The organism is Cupriavidus sp. R6-3, from assembly GCF_059772245.1.
This window is the reverse complement of sequence record NZ_JCBAJO010000096.1, coordinates 1-16921: the sequence shown is the minus strand read 5'-3', so window position 1 is coordinate 16921 and position 16921 is coordinate 1. Positions and strand designations below refer to the sequence as shown.

The following is a 16921-nucleotide window of genomic DNA, read 5'->3' as shown; positions in this document are numbered from 1 at the left end:
GTGGTCTGGCATTCGTCCGCCAGGCGCTGGCCGTGGTTGCGGTCGAACAGCATGGCCTTGCTGGGGATCACCACCAGGTCCAGGCCCGATTGCGGGTCGAAATAGCGGTCGGCGCCGGTCACCGTGGCCTGGCGGGGCAGGCGGTGGTTACGGCCATCCCAGTGCACGGTGATCACTTCGTCGCGCAGCATGTTGCCGGCGACGTACAGCGACTTGCCCAGTTCGCACTGCCACTTCTCGCCTTCCGGCACCACCGGGGCCGCGGCCGCGGTCTTGGTCGTGCCTTTCTTGCTGCTGGCCTTGGCCTTCGGTTTGGCGGCGCTCTTCTTGGCCGTGCTGGCCTTCTTGGCGGTTTCCTGGGCGATGGCGGCGCTTCCGGCCGACAGCGTGAAGACGCCGAGGCAGGCGGCGAGCAGGAGGTGTTTCATCGGATACTTCCTCGAGATGGATAGGTGGATGCGGAAATTGCAGGTCTCAATCTGAAATTGGATCTGGATCTGCGGATTCTGCGCTGTCGCGCTTATTGGTCTTGGGTCTTGGGTCCTGAGTCCCGTGTCCCTGGTCCTGGATACGGGTCCCGGATCTTGGTCCTGGCCTTGCGGCCTGCCGGTCTGCCGGGTTCACGCCAAACGCGGCGCCGCTATTCTCGCCGATTTGCCGAACCGCCGGCGCACCGTCATTGGCGATGCCCCCGGCGCCGGCCTAGCCGAAAAACAGTTCCGTCACATTGGCCGGCAGCGTGGCGCCGGTCGCATGGGCGCGCTGCAGCAGCGCCCAGTAGTAGCGGTAGCTGGCGCGGTCGTGCAGCTCGCCCTGGTGCCGGATCGGCGCCCAGTTGTTCTCGTGCGCGGCCAGCAGGATCGCGCTGGCCAGGCCGATCTCCTCGTCGCCCGGCTGGAAGGCCCGCACGATCGGCGCGATCTGCGCCGGATGGATGCTCCATTTGCGCAGGAAGCCGAGCTCGGCGCGAGCGCGGCGCGCGTCGTCGCCGGCGCGCTCCGGGTTCTGGATATCGGTGCTGACGTTGTGCGAGGGCACCTTGCCGTGGCGATGGCAGGCCGCCGAGATCTCCAGCATGGCGCGGCGCACCAGCGGATGCTCGAACTGCTGCGGCGAGCGCATCGCCTCGCCGGGAATCGCGCCGTGATGCGCCGACACGAAATCCATCAGGCCGAAGCTCAGGCATTCGACCTGCACCAGCGAGGCGATGCGGAATACCTGCTCGAGCGCGGCGTGGGTTTCGATCAGCACGTGGATCGGGATATGGCGGGCGATTCCGGCCGCGCGCGCGGCCTGGTTGACGCGGTCGGTCACGCGGGCGACTTCGACCACGTCGGTGACCTTGGGCACCGTCACATAGGCCAGCCGCGCGCCGGCGCCGGCGACCAGGATATCGACGTCGTCGCCCCAGCTCGGATGCGCGGGATCGTGGATGCGCACGCCGACGCGGTTGTACAGGTTCAGCGGGCCGTTGATCAGCTGCGCGCACAGCTGCGCATGCTCGCGCTCGCTGCCGACCGCGGCGCCGTCCTCGCAATCGAGCGTCAGGTCGAATACCGGGCCGAGCTCCTGCTGCAGCGCCAGCGATTTGCGCATCAGCTTCTCGCTGCCGGCATAGTGGTCGCAGACCGGCAACTGGACCGGTACGGCTTCGCCCTGGAACAAGACTTCGGATGGATGCACGTCGTCTTCGTCTCTAACGGTGGGAGAGGGAATCGGGAAAATTCGGGAAGCGGGGCTGGCTTGCCCGGCCGCATCGCGGCACATCGGGGCAAGGACGGCAAACGCCGGAACAACCCGTTTACAGCGAAGGCGGCGCGGCCGGTATCGGACGTACGCCTACGCGGGGACCAACAAAAAACCGGGGCCCGCTTCGATGATTCGTTGCGGTGCCCCGGTTTCGCATGCGGCGAAGGGAAGGGTATCAGCCCAGCAGGTGCTGCACGCCGGCGCGTTCCTCTTCCAGTTCCTTCAGCGTGATGTTGATCTTTTCCTGGCTGTAGGCGTCGATCTCCAGGCCCTTGACCAGTTCGTACTTGCCGTTGGCGGTGGTGACCGGGAAGCCGAACATCACGTCCTGCGGAATGCCGTACGAGCCGTCCGACGGGATGCCCATCGTGACCCACTTGCCGTTCGAGCCCAGCACCCAGTCACGCACGTGGTCGATCGCCGCATTGGCGGCCGAGGCGGCCGACGACAGGCCGCGCGCCTCGATGATGGCGGCGCCGCGCTTGCCGACGGTCGGCAGGAACACGTCGTTGTTCCAGGCGTGGTCGTTGATCAGGTCCTTGACGCTCTGGCCGTCGACGGTCGCGTAGCGGTAGTCGGCGTACATGGTCGGGCTGTGGTTGCCCCAGACGAACAGCTTCTCGATAGACGACACCGGCTTGCCGGTCTTGGCGGCGATCTGCGACAGCGCGCGGTTGTGGTCCAGGCGCAGCATCGCGGTGAAGTTTTCCTTCGGCAGGTTCGGTGCCGACTTCATCGCGATATAGGCGTTGGTGTTGGCCGGGTTGCCGACCACCAGCACCTTGACGTTGCGGCTGGCGACTTCGTCCAGCGCCTTGCCCTGCACCGTGAAGATCTGCGCATTGGCTTCGAGCAGGTCCTTGCGCTCCATGCCCTTGCTGCGCGGACGGGCGCCGACCAGCAGCGCGACGTCGGCGTCCTTGAACGCGACCTTGGGATCGTCGGTGATCACCACGCCGGCCAGCAGCGGGAACGCGCAGTCTTCCAGCTCCATCACGACGCCCTTGACGGCGTTCTGGGCCTGCGGCAGGTCCAGCAGCTGCAGGATGACCGGCTGGTCTTTGCCGAGCATGTCGCCGTTGGCGATGCGGAACAGCAGGGAGTAGCCGATCTGGCCAGCGGCGCCGGTCACTGCGACGCGCATGGGGGCTTTAGCCATCTGTAAGTCTCCAAACGAAGAAAGGGAAACCGGCCGGTGCGGCACGAGGCGCGGCGCGTGATTGTCGCGCCATTGCGCCGGGGCACACCGGGAGCGAGGTTGTCGCCACGGGCGGCGGCGCACCGTCCGGCGCCGCGCTCGGCAGGGCGGGCGGAGGTGCCGCGGCGGGTCGCGGATGACGACAAGGCGTAAGTCTACTGCGAAGCCGGGGACCGCATCCAGCCGTATTCCGGCCGAGGCGGGCGGCGAACCGCACCACAGCGCACCCGGGGACGCGCATCCGTGGGCGGACCGCGGGCGCACGACAGGGCGCGAGTGTAGGCGCCGTGGCATGGACTGTCAATTCATATGTCTTATATAAGACATAAGACATTTGATGCAGTGCTGGACGCGCTTTGCCGATCTGTGGTGAAATCCGCCTATGTCCACGTTGCCCACGTCCCTCGCCGCCGCCGCCGTGACGGCCGCGCAAGATGGCGCCGCCACGCCCGGCGCCGGGACGTCGGCGTCCACGCCCGCCAGCGCACCGGCCGCTTCCAGCGCCGCCTCCAGTGCCGCGGCCGTCCCTCCGGCCACTGCCTCCGCCGCTTCCCAGGCCGCTTCCCAGGCGGTTTCCCCGACCTTCAGCCCGCTTTACCAGCAGATCAAGTCGCTGATCCTGCAGAGCCTGCAGTCCGGCGAGTGGAAGCCGGGCGAGATGATCCCCAGCGAGATGGAGCTGGCGGCCCGCTACAAGGTCAGCCAGGGCACGGTCCGCAAGGCGATCGACGAGCTCGCGGCGGAGAACCTGGTCGCGCGCCGGCAGGGCAAGGGCACCTTCGTGACGACCCATCACGAGGACGTGGTCAAGTTCCGATTCCTGCGGCTGGTCCCCGACGAGGGCGAGCCGCATTACGGCGCCAGCCGGGTGCTCGAATGCAAGCGCCTGCGGGCGCCGGCCGAGATCGCGCGGCTGCTCGACATCCGCACCGGCGACAGCGTGGTGCAGATCCGCCGCGTGCTGTTCTTCTCCGGCGAAGCCACCGTGCTCGACGACATCTGGCTGCTGGGCGCGAACTTCAAGGGCCTGACGGCGGAGAAGCTGACCGAGTGGAAAGGGCCGATGTACGCGCTGTTCGAGGCCGAGTACGGCACGCGCATGGTGCGCGCCACCGAGAAGATCCGCGCCGTCAGCGCCGACGAGACCGCCGCGGCGCTGCTGTCGGTCGAACCCGGTTCGCCGCTGCTGTCGGTGGAGCGGGTCTCGTTCACCTATGGCGACCGTCCCGTCGAAGTACGGCGCGGGCTGTATGTGACCACGCGGCACTATTACCAGAACGATCTGAGCTGAACGGCCCCGCGCACCCACGCGCGAGAGAACGCACGACGCGGGCGATTGTTGCGCGCCTTGTCGTCAACGGCGGCCGGCATTGCGCAGGGCGATCGGAATGCGCGGCGAGGGGTGGTGGAGAGCGCCGCGGCTGCGTGTCGCGTGGCGTGTTGAATGCGCGTTCAATGCGTGATGCGAGCGCGTGGCATGCGTGACGGCGGCGCGAAATCCGGCACCGCGAGATTCGTTGCGCAATGGCGTTGCGCGCGATTGTCGCGGCCGCCATGTTGGTGTGCGATAGTCGAAAATTATTGGTGCGCCGCGCAACAAAGGCGCTAAAATCACGTGGATTTGCACATTGTGCATTCGGCTCTTTCGTTTTTTTATCGCTAATGGGGTCTCGCATGGCTGAAGCCGTCAAACAAGCCAGGCCGGAGTTCCGGAATATCGGTATCGGGCAACTCGCACGCTACCGGTTGCCCTGGGCCGGCAAGGTGTCCATCCTGCATCGCGTCAGCGGTGCGCTGCTGTTCCTCCTCCTTCCTTTCATCCTCTACCTCTTCGAGCAGAGCGTCACTTCCGAACTGAGCTTCGCAAAGTTCTCGGCCCTTCTGTCCGGTGGCTTCGTCAAGCTGGTTCTGCTGGTTCTGATCTGGGGCTATCTGCATCATTTCTGCGCCGGTATCCGCTTCCTCCTGCTGGACATGCACGTCGGCGTGGACAAGCCGTCGTCGGCCAAGTCGGCCATCGCCGTGCTGATCGTCAGCCTGCTTCTGACCGCCGTGTTCGGTCTGAAGCTGTTCGGCGTGTTTTGAGGAGCATGCAAGGTGGCAAATAACAATATCGGTCCCAAGCGTCTGGTCGTCGGTGCCCACTACGGCATGAAGGAATGGCTGGCGCAACGCGTGACCGCCGTGGTGATGGTGGTCTACACCGTCGTGCTGGCGGTGGCGTTCCTGTTGTCGAACGGTGCCTCGTATGAGGGCTGGGCGGGCCTGTTCGCCAATCAATGGATGAAGATCCTGACATTCGTCACGATCCTGTCGCTGCTCTATCACGCCTGGATCGGCGTGCGCGACATCTGGATGGACTACGTGAAGCCGATGGCGGTTCGCCTCGTGCTGCAAGTTCTTACGATTCTGTGGCTCGTCGGATGCGCGGGCTACGCTGCTCAGATTCTCTGGAGGGTGTAATTCATGGTCGCAGTCAAGACTGGATTGCCGCGTCGGCGCTTTGACGTGGTCATCGTCGGGGCGGGCGGCGCCGGGATGCGCGCATCCCTCCAGCTCGCGGAAGCCGGCCTGAACGTCGCCGTGCTCTCCAAGGTGTTCCCCACGCGCTCGCACACGGTGGCGGCGCAGGGCGGCATCGGTGCCTCGCTCGGCAACATGAGCGAGGACAACTGGCACTATCACTTCTACGACACGGTCAAGGGCTCGGACTGGCTGGGCGACCAGGACGCCATCGAGTTCATGTGCCGTGAAGCGCCGAAGGTGGTCTACGAGCTCGAACACTTCGGCATGCCGTTCGACCGCAACCCCGACGGCACGATCTACCAGCGCCCGTTCGGCGGCCACACCGCCAACTACGGCGAGAAGCCGGTGCAGCGTGCCTGCGCCGCGGCCGACCGTACCGGCCACGCGCTGCTGCACACGCTGTACCAGCGCAACGTCCGCGCCAAGACCCACTTCTTCGTCGAATGGATGGCGCTGGACCTGATCCGCGACCAGGACGGCGACGTGCTGGGCGTGACCGCGCTGGAAATGGAAACCGGCGAGGTCTACATCCTCGAAGCCAAGACCACGCTGTTCGCCACCGGCGGCGCCGGCCGCATCTACGCCGCGTCGACCAACGCCTTCATCAACACCGGTGACGGCCTGGGCATGGCGGCGCGCGCCGGCGTGCCGCTGGAAGACATGGAGTTCTGGCAGTTCCACCCGACCGGCGTGGCCGGCGCGGGCGTGCTGATCACCGAAGGCGTGCGCGGCGAAGGCGGCATCCTGCGCAACAAGGACGGCGAACGCTTCATGGAGCGCTACGCGCCGACGCTGAAGGACCTGGCGCCGCGCGACTTCGTCTCGCGCTCGATGGATCAGGAAATCAAGGAAGGCCGCGGCTGCGGCCCGAACGGCGACTACGTGCTGCTCGACCTGACCCACGTCGGCGCCGAGAAGATCATGAAGCGCCTGCCGTCGATCCGCGAGATCGGCCTGAAGTTCGCCAACGTCGACGCGATCAAGGAACCGATCCCGGTCGTGCCCACCATCCACTACCAGATGGGCGGCATTCCGACCAACTACTACGGCCAGGTGGTGGTGCCGAAGAACGGCAACCCCAACGAGGTCGTCAACGGCTTCTACGCGATCGGCGAATGCTCCTGCGTGTCGGTGCACGGCGCCAACCGCCTGGGCACCAACTCGCTGCTGGACCTGGTGGTGTTCGGCCGCGCCGCCGGCAACCACATCATCTCGACCGCGCTCAAGCAGAAGGAACACAAGCCGCTGCCGGCCGATGCCGCCGACCGCGCGCTGTCGCGCCTGGCCAAGCTGCAGTCGTCCTCGTCGGGCGAGTATGCGCAGGACGTCGCCAACGACATCCGCCGCAACATGCAGTCGCACGCCGGCGTGTTCCGCACGCAGAAGCTGATGGACGAAGGCGTGCAGCGCATCCTGGAAGTGGCCGAGCGTTCGGACAACATCCACCTGAAGGACAAGTCGAAGGTGTTCAACACCGCGCTGGTCGAGGCGCTGGAAGTGGCCAACCTGGTCGAAGTGGCCAAGGCCACGATGATCTCGGCCGCGGCGCGCAAGGAATCGCGCGGCGCCCACGCCCACAGCGACTTCCCGACGCGCGACGACGAGAACTGGCTCAAGCACTCGCTGTTCTACAGCGAAGGCAACCGTCTCGACTACAAGCCGGTCAAGATGCAGCCGCTGACGGTCGAAAGCGTTCCGCCCAAGGCCCGCACCTTCTAAGCACCGCGTAGGCGACTACAGACGACTACAGGACCCACAGAAATGAAGCGTATTTTCGAAGTCTACCGCTACGATCCGGACAAGGACGCGGCGCCCCGCATGCAGACCTACGAGGTCGAGCTCGACGGTCACGAGCGCATGCTGCTCGATGCCCTGGTCAAGCTCAAGAAGCTCGACGAGAGCATCTCGTTCCGCCGCTCCTGCCGCGAAGGCGTGTGCGGTTCGGACGCGATGAACATCAACGGCAAGAACGGCCTGGCCTGCCTGACCAACATGCGCGAGCTGCCGGACCGCATCGTGCTGCGTCCGCTGCCGGGCCTGCCCGTCGTGCGCGACCTGATCGTCGACATGACGCAGTTCTTCAAGCAGTACCACTCGATCAAGCCGTTCCTGATCAACGACGAGCCGCCACCCGAGAAGGAGCGCCTGCAGTCGCCGGAAGAGCGCGACGAGCTCGACGGCCTGTACGAGTGTATTCTGTGCGCGAGCTGCTCGACCTCGTGCCCGTCGTTCTGGTGGAACCCGGACAAGTTCGTCGGCCCGGCCGGCCTGCTGCAGGCCTACCGCTTCATCGCCGACAGCCGCGACCAGGCCACCAACCAGCGTCTGGACGACCTGAACGACCCGTATCGCCTGTTCCGCTGCCACACCATCATGAACTGCGTGGATGTGTGCCCGAAGGGACTGAATCCGACCAAGGCGATCGGCAAGATTCGGGAATTGATGGTTCGCCGCGCGGTCTGAACCTGCTGGACCGGACGACGCCCACGGCGTCGTCCGTGAAGGCCAAGCCATATGACGGATCACCCCACCACTTTCTCCCATCAGGCCGACCCGCACAAGCGGGCGCGACTGCGCTGGCGCGCGCGCCGCGGCCTGCTGGAGAACGACATCATCGTCGAACGTTTTTTCAACCGTTACGAGGAGAGCCTGTCCGACGAGGACGTGGCATCGCTGAGCGAGCTGCTCGAGCTCAGCGACAACGAGTTGATGGACCTGCTGCTTGCCCGCAAGGAGCTGGACGGTGAGCTCGACACGCCGCCGATGCGCAAGCTGCTAGGCCTGCTGCGCTCGGTGTGAGTTTGGTCAACACTATTATTCTTAGCATTTGAAGGAACCGACATGACGCCGTCCGATGTGAAAGCCACGCTATCGTTCTCCGATGGGTCCCCCAGCGTCGAGCTGCCGATCTACAAGGGTACCGTCGGCCCGGACGTGATCGACATCCGCAAGCTGTACGGCCAGACCGGCAAGTTCACCTACGACCCGGGTTTCATGTCGACGGCCTCCTGCAATTCCCGTATCACCTATATCGACGGTGACAAGGGCGAACTGCTGTACCGCGGCTATCCGATCGAGCAACTGGCCGAGAAGTGCGACTTCCTCGAAGTCTGCTACCTGCTGCTCAAGGGCGAGCTGCCCAACGCCAAGCAGAAGGAAGAATTCGTCGGCCGCGTGATGAACCACACGATGGTTCACGAGCAGATGCAGTTCTTCATGCGCGGCTTCCGCCGCGACGCGCACCCGATGGCCGTGCTGACCGGCCTGGTGGGCGGCATGTCCGCGTTCTATCACGACGCGATGGACATCAACGATCCGCACCAGCGCGAAATCTCGGCGATCCGCCTGATCGCCAAGATGCCGACCCTGGTCGCGATGTCCTACAAGTACAACATCGGCCAGCCGTACATCTATCCGCAGAACGACCTGTCGTACACCGGCAACTTCATGCGCATGATGTTCGCCACGCCGTGCGCGCCGTTCCAGGTCAACCCGGTGCTCGAGCGCGCGCTGGACCGCATCTTCATCCTGCACGCCGACCACGAGCAGAACGCCTCGACCTCGACCGTGCGCCTGGCCGGTTCGTCGGGCACCAACCCGTTCGCGGCGATCGCCTCGGGCGTGGCCTGCCTGTGGGGCCCGGCTCACGGCGGCGCCAACGAGGCGGCGCTGAACATGCTGGAAGAGATCGGCAGCGTCGACAACATCAGCGAGTTCATCAAGCAGGTCAAGGACAAGAACTCGGGCGTGCGCCTGATGGGCTTCGGCCACCGCGTCTACAAGAACTACGACCCGCGCGCCAAGCTGATGCGCGAGACCTGCCACGAGGTGCTGAACGAGCTGGGCCTGCACAACGACCCGCTGTTCAAGCTGGCGATGGAGCTCGAGAAGATCGCGCTGGAAGACGAGTACTTCGTCAGCCGCAAGCTGTACCCGAACGTCGACTTCTACTCGGGCATCGTGCAGCGCGCGCTGGGCATCCCGACCTCGATGTTCACCTGCATCTTCGCGCTGGCCCGTACCGTGGGCTGGATCTCGCAGTGGGAAGAGATGATCACCGATCCGGAGTACAAGATCGGCCGTCCGCGCCAGCTGTTCAACGGCGCCGCGACCCGCGACGTGCCGGAGATGGGCAAGCGCTGATTCCCGCTTCCCGTTCCGCGTCGAAGAACGCCCCGTGCTCCGGCACGGGGCGTTTTTTTTTGGGGGCGCGGCTAGCGAGCGCGATTTCTGAACAGGGATTTGTCCCTACTCAACCCTTTCGTCCAGTGCGCCGTAAATCGATGCAGCAATCGTCTGCATCCGGCCCATCCCAAGAGAAGGGGTAATCACATGTTTGCCTCGCTGCGCGCGCGCATCGTTGGATTTTCCGTCGCCATCGTCGTCGTCGCGCTGGTCTGCAACGCCTTCGTCAATCACCTCGTTGCCTCCCGCTACAACGACGAAGCCATCCGCAACAACCTGCGCGCGGTGCAGGCCGGCCATGTCGATGCCATCGCCGAATGGGTGTCGGCCCACACGGCCAGCATGGCCGCGCTGCGCGAGGCCGCGCTGCAGGAGGACCCCGGCCCCGTGCTCAAGCTGATCGTCGAGGCCGGCGGCTTTCTGAACACCTTCGTCGGCTACCCCGACAAGCGCCACCATTTCTCGAATCCCGAGAGCGTGAAGCCGGGCTTCGACCCGACCTCGCGTCCGTGGTACAAGCTCGCCGCGGCCGCCGGCAAGCCGGTGGTCACCCCACCTTATGTCTCGGCCAGTACCGGCAAGATGGTGGTGACGTTCGCGGTGCCGATCGTCCGCGACGGCAGCCTGCGCGCCGTGGTCGGCGGCAATGTGCCGATGGACGGCGTGGTCAACAACGTGCGCTCGATCCATCCGACGCCGAGCAGCTTCGGCATCCTGGTGTCGCGCAACGGCCAGATCGTCGCGTACGGCGACGACAAGCTGATGCTCAAGCCGATCGGCGAACTGATTCCGGGTCTCGACGGCGACAAGCTGGCGGCGCAGCTGGGGCTCGACACGCCGATGGAGGTGATGGTCGGCGACGAGGCCAAGCTGCTGGGCGTCACCGCCGTTCCGGGCACGGACTGGATGGCGGTGATCGCGCTGGACAAGGCCGAGGCCACCGCGGGCATGCGTTCGGTGCTGGTCGCCTCGGTGATCTCGCTGGTCGTCGTGGCGCTGGCCGCCGCGCTGATCATGGCGGCCGTGACGGCGGTCTCGTTCCGCCGCCTGTCGTCGATCCGCGATGCGATGGCGGCCATCGGCAGCGGCGACGGCGACCTGACGCGCCGGCTGCCGGCGCAGGGCAAGGACGAAGTCGCGCAGATCGCCGTCGCCTTCAACGCGTTTGCCGACAAGCTGGTCGGCGTGATGCGGCAGATCCGCGATGCCAGCGAGGCCGTGCACGGGGCCGCCAACGAGATCGCCGCCGGCAATGCCGACCTGTCGCGTCGCACCGAATCGGCGGCCGCGAGCCTGCAGCAGACCGCCGCGTCGATGGAGCAGATCACGGCCACGGTGGGGCAGTCCGAAGCGTCTGCCCGCGCCGCCGAGCGCTCGTCGGTGCAGGCAAGGCAGGTCGCCAACGAGGGCGGGCAGGCGATCGACGCCGCGGTCCAGACCATGGGGGACGTGCAGCAGGCGGCGGTCAAGGTGTCGGACATCACCGGCGTGATCGACGGCATCGCGTTCCAGACCAATATCCTTGCGCTGAACGCCGCCGTGGAAGCGGCGCGCGCCGGCGAGCAGGGGCGCGGTTTCGCGGTGGTGGCCGGCGAGGTGCGCTCGCTGGCGCAGCGCAGTTCTCAGGCCGCCAGGGAAATCAAGACGCTGATCGAGTCGACGGTCAGCAGCGTCAACGCCGGCTCCGAGCAGGTCGAGCGCAGCGGCGGGACCATGCGCGAGATCGTCGGCAACGTGAACAGCGTGTCGCAGGTGATCTCCGAAATCCTGCATGCGGCGCAGGAGCAGACGCGCGGCATCCAGGAGGTCAATGCCGCGGTGGGGCAGCTCGACCAGATGGTCCAGCAGAACGCGGCGCTGGTGGAGCAGTCGACCGCCGCGGCCACGATGCTGCAGGACCAGGCGGGCCGGCTGGCCGGCGTGGTGCGGACGTTCCGGCTGGATTGAAGGCATCGACGGCTTGACGGAGGGAAGGGGCAGGCGAGCGGGCAGCCGCCCGCCGCCGGCCCTGCAAGGCCCTGAAAAACGCGCCCTTGCAAAACGAGGCCTTGCGAAACGAGGCCTTGCGAAACGAGGCGTTCGAGAACGGTGTCAAAACCGGCACCAAAAACCCCGTTTTCGCCATCCGCGAAATCCCCCTTTCGCCAATCACATTACATCGCTGGCGGCGCCAAACCCTTGTTTCGCCGGGGTTTCCGGCATAATTCCCCCCGAAGTCAAGCAAACGCAGCCACGCAGCCCCGCGCTGCCACCGACGCTGCGAAGACCTCCTCCCCGCAACTTCTATCAGCGGTGCCGGCCCGCCTCGGCGAGGCTGTCGCCGCCCCCCGCGACATGGCCAAGACGCTCTACGACAAACTCTGGGACGACCATACCGTGCACGTCGAGGAAGACGGCACCACGCTGCTCTATATCGACCGGCACCTGCTGCACGAGGTGACCAGCCCGCAGGCGTTCGAAGGGCTGAAGCTGGCCGAGCGGCCGGTGTGGCGCATCAGCGCGAACCTGGCGGTGTCCGACCACAACGTGCCGACCACCGACCGCAGCCACGGCATCGCCGATCCGATCTCCAGGCTGCAGGTCGACACGCTGGACGCCAACTGCGACGCCTACGGCATCACGCAGTTCAAGATGAACGACCACCGCCAGGGCATCGTGCACGTGATCGGACCGGAGCAGGGCGCGACGCTGCCGGGCATGACGGTGGTCTGCGGCGACTCGCACACCAGCACGCACGGCGCCTTCGGCGCGCTGGCGCACGGCATCGGCACCTCCGAGGTCGAGCACGTGCTGGCCACGCAGACGCTGCTGGGCAAGAAGGCGAAGAACATGCTGGTCAAGGTCGAGGGCAAGCTGCCGCGCGGCTGCACCGCCAAGGACATCGTGCTGGCCATCATCGGCAAGATCGGCACCGCGGGCGGCACCGGCTACACCATCGAGTTCGCCGGCTCGGCGATCCGTGACCTGACCATGGAAGGGCGCATGACGGTCTGCAACATGGCGATCGAAGCGGGCGCGCGCGCCGGCCTGATCGCCGTCGACGACGTCACGCTGGAATACGTCAAGGGCCGTCCCTACGCGCCGCAGGGCGCCGAATGGGAGCAGGCGGTCGCCTACTGGCGCACGCTGCATTCGGACCCGGGCGCGCATTTCGACCGCGTGGTCGAGCTGCGTGCCGAGGAAGTGCGTCCGCAGGTCACCTGGGGCACCTCGCCCGAAATGGTGATCAGCATCGAGGACCGCATTCCCGATCCGGACAAGGAAAAGGACCCGAACAAGCGCAACGCGATCGAACGCGCGCTGCAGTACATGGGCCTGCAGCCGAACGTGCCGATCCAGGACGTGCGCATCGACAAGGTGTTCATCGGCTCGTGCACCAACAGCCGGATCGAGGACATGCGCGCCGCCGCCTGGGTGGTGCAGAAGCTGGGCCGCCGCATCGCCCCGAACGTCAAGCTGGCGATGGTGGTGCCGGGCTCGGGCCTGGTCAAGGAACAGGCCGAGCGCGAAGGGCTGGACAAGGTCTTCAAGGCCGCCGGCTTCGAATGGCGCGAGCCGGGCTGCTCGATGTGCCTGGCGATGAATGCCGACCGGCTCGATCCGGGCGAGCGCTGCGCCTCGACCTCGAACCGCAATTTCGAGGGCCGGCAGGGCGCCGGCGGCCGCACGCATCTGGTCAGCCCGGCGATGGCCGCGGCGGCCGCGATCGAAGGCCATTTTGTCGATATCCGCCAGCTCGGCTGACGCATCGCCGACCCCGGAACCAAGGACGAGACCATGGAAAAGTTCACTGTACACAAGGGCCTGGTGGCGCCGCTCGATCGTGCCAACGTCGATACCGACGCGATCATCCCGAAGCAATTCCTCAAGTCGATCAAGCGCACGGGCTTCGGCCCGAACCTGTTCGACGAATGGCGCTATCTCGATGTCGGCCAGCCCGGCCAGGACAACAGCCGCCGCCCGCTGAACCCGGACTTCGTGCTGAACCAGCCGCGCTACCAGGGCGCGTCGATCCTGCTGGCGCGCGAGAACTTCGGCTGCGGCAGCTCCCGCGAGCATGCGCCGTGGGCGCTGACGCAGTACGGCTTCCGCGCGGTGATCGCGCCGAGCTTCGCCGACATCTTCTTCAACAACTGCTACAAGAACGGCCTGCTGCCGGTGGTGCTGACCGCGGCCCAGGTCGACCAGCTGTTCAACGAGACCAACGCCTTCAACGGCTACCAGCTGACCATCGACCTGGAGCGCCAGGCCGTGATCACGCCGTCGGGCGCAGGCTTCGAGTTCGACATCGCGCCGTTCCGCAAGTACTGCATGCTGAACGGCTTCGACGATATCGGCCTGACGCTGCGCCACGCGGACAAGATCCGCGCCTTCGAGGCCGAGCGCGTGACGAAGATGCCGTGGCTGAACAACCGGCTGGTCGGCTGACGCCGGCCCAGCACCGCGCAGCGCGCTGCCTGCATGGCGGGCGAACCCATTGCAGGCGAACCGCAACGAACCGAAACGAGAACAAGGCAAACACAGCATGAAGATCGCAGTCCTGCCGGGCGACGGCATCGGCCCCGAGATCGTCGAACAGGCCGTCAAGGTCCTGAACGCGCTCGACGAGAAGTTCGAGATGGAAACCGCGCCCGTGGGCGGCGCCGGCTACGAGGCCAAGGGCCATCCGCTGCCCGAGGAGACGCTCAAGCTCGCCCAGCAGGCCGACGCGATCCTGTTCGGCGCGGTGGGCGACTGGAAGTACGACAGCCTGGAGCGCGCGCTGCGCCCCGAGCAGGCCATCCTGGGGCTGCGCAAGCATCTGCAGCTGTTCGCCAACTTCCGCCCGGCGATCTGCTATCCCGAGCTGACCGGCGCCTCGAGCCTGAAGCCCGAGCTGGTCGCGGGCCTGGACATCCTGATCGTGCGCGAGCTGAACGGCGACATCTACTTCGGCCAGCCGCGCGGCGTGCGCACGGCAACCGACGGGCTGTTCCCCGGCGCGCGCGAGGGCTTCGACACGATGCGCTACAGCGAGCCGGAAATCCGCCGCATCGCCCACGTGGCCTTCCAGGCCGCGGCCAAGCGCGGCAAGAAGCTGTGCAGCGTCGACAAGGCGAACGTGCTGGAAACCTTCCAGTTCTGGAAGGACATCGTGATCGACGTCTCGAAGGAGTATCCGGACGTTGAGCTGTCGCACATGTACGTGGACAACGCTGCGATGCAGCTGATCAAGGCGCCCAAGAGCTTCGACGTGATCGTCACCGGCAACATGTTCGGCGACATCCTGTCGGACGAGGCCGCGATGCTGACGGGCTCGATCGGCATGCTGCCGTCGGCCTCGCTGGACGCCAACAACAAGGGCCTGTACGAGCCCTCGCACGGCTCGGCGCCGGACATCGCCGGCAAGGGCGTCGCCAACCCGCTGGCGACCATCCTGTCGGCCGCGATGATGCTGCGCTATTCGCTGAACAAGGCCGAGCAGGCCGACCGCATCGAGAACGCCGTCAAGACCGTGCTGGCCCAGGGCTACCGCACCGCGGACATCGTCACGCCGGGTTGCAGGCAGGTCGGCACCCGCGAGATGGGCGAGGCCGTGCTGGCCGCGCTGTAAGGGCCGCTGCAAGGGTTCCGAGGGCGGGGGCGCCCGCCGCCCCCGCCGGATCCCGCAAAATCGTGTAGACTGCGCCGATGCTCCCGAACCCCCGGTCCCTCCCGACTGACATCGCCTCGCCGGCCGCCCTGCGCGCCACGGCTGGCGCGGGTGCGCGCGGCACCATCACCGCAACGACGATTAAAACCATTATTAAAACCACGATCGCCTAGATCGTTCGTCGTGCCTGCTCGTCTTCCCCGCGCAGCCACGCCGGGCGAGGAAAATGCGGGGAAGTTTCAATCACATCCGAGGTTTGTCATGATTGTAGGTCTCGTCGGTTGGCGAGGAATGGTCGGCAGCGTGCTGATGCAACGCATGCAGGAAGAGCGCGACTTCGACCATATCGAGCCGGTTTTCTTCAGCACGTCCAACGCAGGCGGCAAGGCCCCGGCGATGGCGAAGAACGAAACCACGCTGCAGGACGCCAACGACATCGAGGCGCTCAAGCGCTGCGACGTCGTGCTGACCGCCCAGGGCGGCGACTACACCAACGAGGTCTTCCCCAAGCTGCGCGCCGCGGGCTGGAAGGGCTACTGGATCGATGCCGCCTCGTCGCTGCGGATGAAGGACGACGCGATCATCGTGCTCGATCCGGTCAACCAGGGTGTGATCAAGGACGCGCTGTCCAAGGGCGTCAAGAATTTCATCGGCGGCAACTGCACGGTCAGCTGCATGCTGATGGGCCTGGGCGGGCTGTTCCAGCACGACCTGGTCGAGTGGATGACCTCGATGACCTACCAGGCCGCCTCGGGCGGCGGCGCGCAGCACATGCGCGAGCTGCTGACCCAGTTCGGCACGCTGAACGCCGCGGTCAAGCCGCTGCTGGACGATCCGGCCTCGGCCATCCTCGAGATCGACCGCACCATCCTGGCGACCCAGCACGGCCTGTCCGGCGAGGAAACGAAGCAGTTCGGCGTGCCGCTGGCCGGCAACCTGATTCCGTGGATCGACAAGGACCTGGGCAACGGCGTGTCGCGCGAGGAATGGAAGGGCGGCGCCGAGACCAACAAGATCCTGGGCCGCGGCGACGGCTTCCTCGGTGCGACCGGCGCCACGCCGATCGCGGTCGACGGCCTGTGCGTGCGCATCGGCGCGATGCGCTGCCACTCGCAGGCGCTGACCATCAAGCTGCGCCGCGACGTGCCGCTGGACGAGATCGAAGGCATGCTGGCCGCCCATAACCCGTGGGCCAAGGTCGTGCCGAACACCCGCGAAGCCAGCATGACCGACCTGACGCCGGCCGCCGTGACGGGCACGCTGACGATCCCGGTCGGCCGCCTGCGCAAGATGCAGATGGGCGGCGAGTACCTGTCGGCCTTCACCGTCGGCGACCAGCTGCTGTGGGGCGCCGCCGAGCCGCTGCGCCGCATGCTGCGGATCCTGATCGAGAGCTGATCCCGCCGAGGTGGCGTTGCGGCAAGGCAACATGCAGGCCGCCGCCGCGCCACCCGCTCGCCAACGACGCCGCGCCGATGCGCGGCGTCGTCGTTTCCGGACATTGTTCCGTCGGGGTCCTGGGTCACAATACCGTGCTTTCGCGCGATCGCCCGTTGAACCCCCACCCCGCATGAGGTCCCTGTGAGCCACCATCGCCGCCACCCCACGCCGAACCATCCGCACCGTGCGCA

The 16921-nt window shown here is 66.3% G+C and carries 16 protein-coding genes; 12 read left to right on the top strand and 4 right to left on the bottom strand.

Features of this window, described 5'->3' with window-relative positions; genetic code table 11:
* The 3 genes from AC6EI8_RS15490 to AC6EI8_RS15480 form a co-directional block, all read right to left on the bottom strand.
* Positions 1 to 428: hypothetical protein (locus AC6EI8_RS15490; RefSeq protein ID WP_498382313.1), on the bottom strand; the 428-nt coding region annotated here is incomplete at its 3' end.
* Positions 429 to 702: 274 nt separating this feature from the next.
* Complete coding sequence (locus tag AC6EI8_RS15485; protein ID WP_226107506.1) at positions 703 to 1683, bottom strand: HpcH/HpaI aldolase/citrate lyase family protein; 981 nt, start codon at positions 1681 to 1683, stop codon at positions 703 to 705.
* Positions 1684 to 1924: 241 nt separating this feature from the next.
* Positions 1925 to 2908, bottom strand: a complete 984-nt coding sequence (locus AC6EI8_RS15480; protein WP_006578853.1) for a malate dehydrogenase — start codon at positions 2906 to 2908, stop codon at positions 1925 to 1927.
* 421 nt (positions 2909 to 3329) lie between these two features.
* On the opposite strand from AC6EI8_RS15480, the gene AC6EI8_RS15475 reads away from it, so the two are divergent.
* Entirely contained in the window at positions 3330 to 4238 is a 909-nt protein-coding gene (locus AC6EI8_RS15475; RefSeq protein WP_498382312.1) for a GntR family transcriptional regulator, read from the top strand.
* Between the two features lie 63 nt (positions 4239 to 4301).
* Here AC6EI8_RS15475 and AC6EI8_RS15470 read toward each other — a convergent pair whose 3' ends face one another.
* On the bottom strand, positions 4302 to 4583 hold the full coding sequence (locus tag AC6EI8_RS15470; protein ID WP_149316988.1) for a hypothetical protein: 282 nt from the start codon (positions 4581 to 4583) through the stop codon (positions 4302 to 4304).
* A 38-nt stretch (positions 4584 to 4621) separates the two neighbouring features.
* Here AC6EI8_RS15470 and sdhC point away from each other — a divergent pair, with 38 nt between their 5' ends.
* From sdhC to asd, 11 genes are all read left to right on the top strand, one after another.
* Entirely contained in the window at positions 4622 to 5032 is a 411-nt protein-coding gene (gene sdhC, locus AC6EI8_RS15465; RefSeq protein ID WP_006578084.1) for a succinate dehydrogenase, cytochrome b556 subunit, read from the top strand.
* A 66-nt stretch (positions 5033 to 5098) separates the two neighbouring features.
* Entirely contained in the window at positions 5099 to 5410 is a 312-nt protein-coding gene (gene sdhD / locus AC6EI8_RS15460) for a succinate dehydrogenase, hydrophobic membrane anchor protein (protein WP_255650780.1), read from the top strand.
* Between the two features lie 3 nt (positions 5411 to 5413).
* Entirely contained in the window at positions 5414 to 7192 is a 1779-nt protein-coding gene (sdhA, locus tag AC6EI8_RS15455) for a succinate dehydrogenase flavoprotein subunit (RefSeq protein ID WP_149316990.1), read from the top strand.
* 42 nt (positions 7193 to 7234) lie between these two features.
* Entirely contained in the window at positions 7235 to 7936 is a 702-nt protein-coding gene (locus AC6EI8_RS15450) for a succinate dehydrogenase iron-sulfur subunit (RefSeq protein WP_149316991.1), read from the top strand.
* A 51-nt stretch (positions 7937 to 7987) separates the two neighbouring features.
* The gene (locus tag AC6EI8_RS15445; RefSeq protein WP_006578088.1) at positions 7988 to 8272 is read left to right on the top strand and encodes an FAD assembly factor SdhE; all 285 of its coding nucleotides are present in this window, start codon (positions 7988 to 7990) and stop codon (positions 8270 to 8272) included.
* Between the two features lie 42 nt (positions 8273 to 8314).
* Positions 8315 to 9616: a citrate synthase gene (gene gltA / locus AC6EI8_RS15440; RefSeq protein ID WP_149316992.1), complete on the top strand. Its 1302-nt coding sequence runs from the start codon at positions 8315 to 8317 to the stop codon at positions 9614 to 9616.
* Positions 9617 to 9805: 189 nt separating this feature from the next.
* Entirely contained in the window at positions 9806 to 11605 is a 1800-nt protein-coding gene (locus AC6EI8_RS15435) for a methyl-accepting chemotaxis protein (RefSeq protein ID WP_498382311.1), read from the top strand.
* 387 nt (positions 11606 to 11992) lie between these two features.
* Positions 11993 to 13402 carry a 3-isopropylmalate dehydratase large subunit gene (leuC, locus tag AC6EI8_RS15430; protein ID WP_150082708.1) on the top strand — a complete coding sequence of 470 codons (1410 nt, stop codon included), beginning with the start codon at positions 11993 to 11995 and terminating at the stop codon, positions 13400 to 13402.
* Positions 13403 to 13435: 33 nt separating this feature from the next.
* Positions 13436 to 14086: a 3-isopropylmalate dehydratase small subunit gene (gene leuD, locus AC6EI8_RS15425; RefSeq protein WP_498382310.1), complete on the top strand. Its 651-nt coding sequence runs from the start codon at positions 13436 to 13438 to the stop codon at positions 14084 to 14086.
* Between the two features lie 97 nt (positions 14087 to 14183).
* A complete protein-coding gene (gene leuB / locus AC6EI8_RS15420; RefSeq protein WP_498382309.1) occupies positions 14184 to 15251 on the top strand; it encodes a 3-isopropylmalate dehydrogenase in 1068 nt (355 codons plus the stop codon).
* Positions 15252 to 15551: 300 nt separating this feature from the next.
* Positions 15552 to 16688 (top strand): aspartate-semialdehyde dehydrogenase, encoded by a 1137-nt coding sequence (asd, locus tag AC6EI8_RS15415; RefSeq protein WP_150082706.1) that lies wholly within the window; start codon positions 15552 to 15554, stop codon positions 16686 to 16688.
* Positions 16689 to 16921: the final 233 nt, after the last annotated feature.